Origin of the sequence: Halomonas sp. (assembly GCF_041689495.1) — a bacterium.
Classification (GTDB): Bacteria; Pseudomonadota; Gammaproteobacteria; order Pseudomonadales; family Halomonadaceae; genus Halomonas.
Genome location: NZ_JBDNGD010000359.1, coordinates 1 through 3,970, shown reverse-complemented (window position 1 = coordinate 3,970; position 3,970 = coordinate 1). Strand labels below are relative to the sequence as shown.

Genomic DNA, 3,970 nt, shown 5'->3' with positions numbered 1-3,970 from the left:
TCGAGCCGGGTATCATGTATTCCTACCCGGTGAAGTGCAGCAACGGCAAGTACGAGATCGTCCAGGGCCTCGAGGTCAACGACTTCAGCCGCGGCCGCATGAAGGCGACCGAAGACGAGCTGCGTGAAGAGCGGGCCGCCGTCGAGCATCTGCTCGGCCGGATCAGTCCCTCAGGCTGATGATCTTCCAGCCGCGGGTCTCGGCAACCTCGCGCAGGGTGTCGTCGGGATCCACAGCCACCGGGTAGTCGACCTTCTCGAGCAGCGGCAGGTCGTTGTGGGAGTCGCTGTAGAACCAGGCATCTTCCAGCGTCAGCTCCTGTTCTGCCATCCAGGCATCGAGCCGTTGGACCTTGCCCTCACGATAGCAGGGAATGCTCGTCGCCTTGCCGGTGTAGAGGCCGTCGATCCTTTCGGGTTCCGTGGCGATCAACGCCTCTACGCCCAGCCGCTCGGCGATGGGGCCGGTGATGAAACGGTTGGTGGCGGTGATGATCAGCAGGGTGTCGCCGCGGGAACGGTGGCGGGCGAGAAGCTCTTCCCCCCTGGGCAGGATGCTCGGCTCGACCTTGCTGGCCATGAATTGCTGTTGCCAGGCGGCGAGTTGCTGGGGGCTGTGTTCCGCCAGGGGGCTGAGGGCGACCTCGAGGAAGGCATGGATGTCCAGAGTGCCGGCCTGGTAGTCGGCCAGGAAGCGGTCGTTGGCCTCCCGGTAGGCTACCGGGTCCACCGCGCCCTGCTCGAGCAGGAACTCCCCCCAGGCATGGTCGCTGTCGATGGACAGCAGGGTGTTGTCCAGGTCGAAGATGGCCAGGCTCACGGCGTTCCCCCTATGTTATGAATGATCGAATCGGGTGATGAATGATCGAATCGGGTGATGAATGATCGAAGGCTGCGGATTATGGCAGACAACCGCGGGCGGCTGAAGATAATGATGATTGATGCGCTAGATGGCCTTGTGGAAGAATGACCATCAACGATGCATTGATAAGGTGAAGTCCGTGATCGACGCTGACGGCTTTCGCCCCAATGTTGGCATCATCATCGCCAATGACCTGGGGCAGCTGCTTTGGGCGCGTCGGGTAGGGCAGAATGCGTGGCAGTTTCCCCAGGGAGGCATCAAGGCAAGCGAGACACCGCAGGACGCCCTTTTTCGTGAGCTGTTCGAGGAAATCGGCTTGACCGCCGACGACGTCGAGATTCTTGCCTGCACCCGGGGGTGGCTGCGCTATCGTCTCCCGCGACGCATGGTTCGTACCCATTCACGGCCGGTGTGTATCGGCCAGAAACAGAAGTGGTTCCTGCTGCGCATCCGCTGCCAGGAAAGCCGGATCCGTGTGGATGCCACGCCCAAGCCGGAGTTCGATGGCTGGCGATGGGTGAGTTACTGGTATCCGCTGGGGCAGGTCATCCCCTTCAAGCGCGAGGTCTATCGTCGCGCACTGCGGGAACTCTCCTCGCGTGCCCAGCGCCTGGCACTGGAGCAGGGATGAGTCGCGTTTGTGCTCGGCAAGGCTCAGGATGGAAGTGGGACTGACGATGCTGTCAGGTGTCCCTGCAGAGGAGAACCAGAAAACAAATGGATACCAGGACGCCCATGCTCGAGCTCTTGCGCCGCGTCATCCAGGAAGTCAACGGGGCCCGTAACCTCGAGGCCGCCCTGTCGACCATGGTGCGCCGTATCCGCAAGGCCATGCGTACCGATGTCTGTTCCTTCTATCTCTTCGATGCCGATAGAGACCGCCTGGTGCTGATGGAAACCATCGGCTTGCGTACCCAGGCGGTGGGGCAGGTAGTCCTGCCCGTCGGTGAAGGTCTGGTGGGTCTGGTGGCCCAGCGGGAAGAACCCCTTAATCTTGAGGATGCCCAGTCGCATCCCCTCTTTCGCTATTTCGAGGCCACCGGCGAGGAGCGCTTTTCCAGCTTCCTGGGGGTGCCGATCATCCACCAGCGCCACATGCTGGGTGTGCTCGTCGTCCAGCAGTCGGAAAAGCGGCGCTATGACGAGGAAGACGAGGCCTTCCTGGTCACCATGGCGGCGCAACTGGCCGGCGTGCTGGCGCATGCCCTGGCCACGGGGGATCTCAACCGGCGCAATCTGTCGGGGGATCAGGCGGTTTTCAAGGGAGTGGCGGCCTCCCCGGGGATGGCCATCGGCGAGGCGGTGGTGATTGCCCCGCCGGCGGATCTCGACAGCGTTCCTGACCTGGTGCCCACGGACGTGGAGTACGAGATCGCTCGCCTCGGGAAGGCGATCGGTCGCGTCAGCAAGGAGATTCGTGCGGCGGGCGAGCGCCTCGCCAGCCGGATCTCGGTACAGGAACTGGCACTGTTCGAGGTCTACCAGCAGATGCTGGGGGAGGCGGCCCTGTCCCAGGAGGTGGTCAAGCGCATCCGGGAAGGCCAGTGGGCCCCCGGGGCCCTGGCCGACGTGGTCCGTCGCCATGTCCAGTATCTGGAGCGCGTCGACGACGACTACCTGAGAGAGCGGGCGGCCGATGTTCGTGACCTGGGGCGTCGCGTGCTGGCCCACCTTCAGGAGGAAACGCCGCAGACGCCCGATGTCTATCCGGACAACACCATCCTGGTGGGTGACGAGATCAGCGTGGCCATACTCGGCGACGTGCCTCGGGACAAGCTGGTCGGACTGGTCTCGGTGCGAGGATCCAGCGCCTCCCATGTGGCGATCATCGCCCGCGCCATGGGAATTCCCACGGTATCGGGCATGGTCGATCTGCCCCTGCCACGGCTCAATGGCACCCATGTGGTGCTCGATGGGCATCGGGGGCGGCTCTTCGTGCGTCCCACGCCGGACCTGGAAAGCCATTATCAGAGCTTGATTGCCGAGGAAGAGGCGCTGGCCGAGGTGCTGGAACACGAGCAGGACCTGCCCAGCCGGACCCCGGATGGTCATGATATGCCATTGATGGTCAATACCGGTCTCACCGTCGAGGCCGTGGCCCCGCTGAAGAGCCGTGTCAGTGGCGTGGGGCTCTATCGAACCGAAGTGTCCTTCATGATCACCGAGCGCTTTCCCGGTGAACAGGAGCAGACCCGCCTCTACCGTGATCAACTGGAAAGCTTCGCACCGCTGCCCGTCGTCATGCGCACCCTGGACATCGGTGGCGACAAGGACCTACCGTACTTTCCCATCGAAGAGGCCAATCCCTTCCTCGGCTGGCGGGGGATACGCGTCACCCTGGACCATCCCGAGGTGTTGATGGTGCAGCTTCGGGCCATGCTGCGAGCCTCCAGGGGGCTCGACAATCTCCAGGTGATGCTGCCCATGGTCACCAATGTCGACGAGGTCGACGACGCCCTGAAATTGCTCGACCGCGCCATCCTGGAGCTGGGTGAGGAGGGGGTGGCCGTGAACCGCCCCCCGGTGGGGGTGATGCTGGAAGTGCCGGCGACTCTCTTCCAGCTCGATGCCCTGGCCCAGCGGGTCGAGTTCTTCTCCGTGGGCAGCAATGACCTGACCCAATACCTGCTGGCGGTGGACCGCAACAATCCCCGGGTAGCCGACCTCTACGACGCCTGTCATCCGGCGGTGCTCTCCGCCATGGCGCGTCTCGCCGATGATTCCCGACGCCTCGACATGCCGACCTCGGTGTGCGGCGAGATGGCCGGCGATCCCGCTGGCGCCCTGCTGTTGATGGGCATGGGCTTCAATGCCCTGTCGATGAACGCGCGCAGCCTGCCCAGAGTGAGGGCGGCGATTCGTCGCGTTACGCTGGAAAGTGCCCGAGAGCTGGTCGACGAGACCCTGGCGCTGGAAACGCCGGCCGCCGTTCGGCGCCATCTGGCTGATCGCCTCGGTGGCTGGCAACTGGCGCATCTGCTGCCGCCACGGGATTAACCCGGCTTCGCCGGGAGCTGTAAGCCATAAGCTTTGAGCTATAAGAGAAAACCTTTGATATCGGCGAGCCCGATGGCAGTGTCCCGGCTTACGGCTTACGGCTTACGGCTTA

The 3,970-nt window shown here is 63.6% G+C and carries 3 protein-coding genes and 1 pseudogene; 3 read left to right on the top strand and 1 reads right to left on the bottom strand.

The features are described from left to right. A pseudogene (locus ACESMD_RS11345) lies at positions 1-179 on the top strand (hypothetical protein); the annotation flags it as partial. Here the strand turns inward: ACESMD_RS11345 and ACESMD_RS11340 are convergent. Beyond that, complete coding sequence (locus tag ACESMD_RS11340) at positions 163-819, bottom strand: HAD family hydrolase (protein WP_372613211.1); 657 nt, start codon at positions 817-819, stop codon at positions 163-165. The pseudogene ACESMD_RS11345 and the gene ACESMD_RS11340 sit on opposite strands and share 17 nt — an antisense overlap. 181 nt (positions 820-1,000) lie before the next feature. Here ACESMD_RS11340 and ACESMD_RS11335 point away from each other — a divergent pair, with 181 nt between their 5' ends. Both ACESMD_RS11335 and ptsP read left to right on the top strand, forming a co-directional pair. Then, on the top strand, positions 1,001-1,492 hold the full coding sequence (locus ACESMD_RS11335; RefSeq protein ID WP_372613209.1) for an RNA pyrophosphohydrolase: 492 nt from the start codon (positions 1,001-1,003) through the stop codon (positions 1,490-1,492). 104 nt (positions 1,493-1,596) lie between these two features. Further along, positions 1,597-3,858, top strand: a complete 2,262-nt coding sequence (gene ptsP / locus ACESMD_RS11330; RefSeq protein ID WP_372613213.1) for a phosphoenolpyruvate--protein phosphotransferase — start codon at positions 1,597-1,599, stop codon at positions 3,856-3,858. Positions 3,859-3,970: the final 112 nt, after the last annotated feature.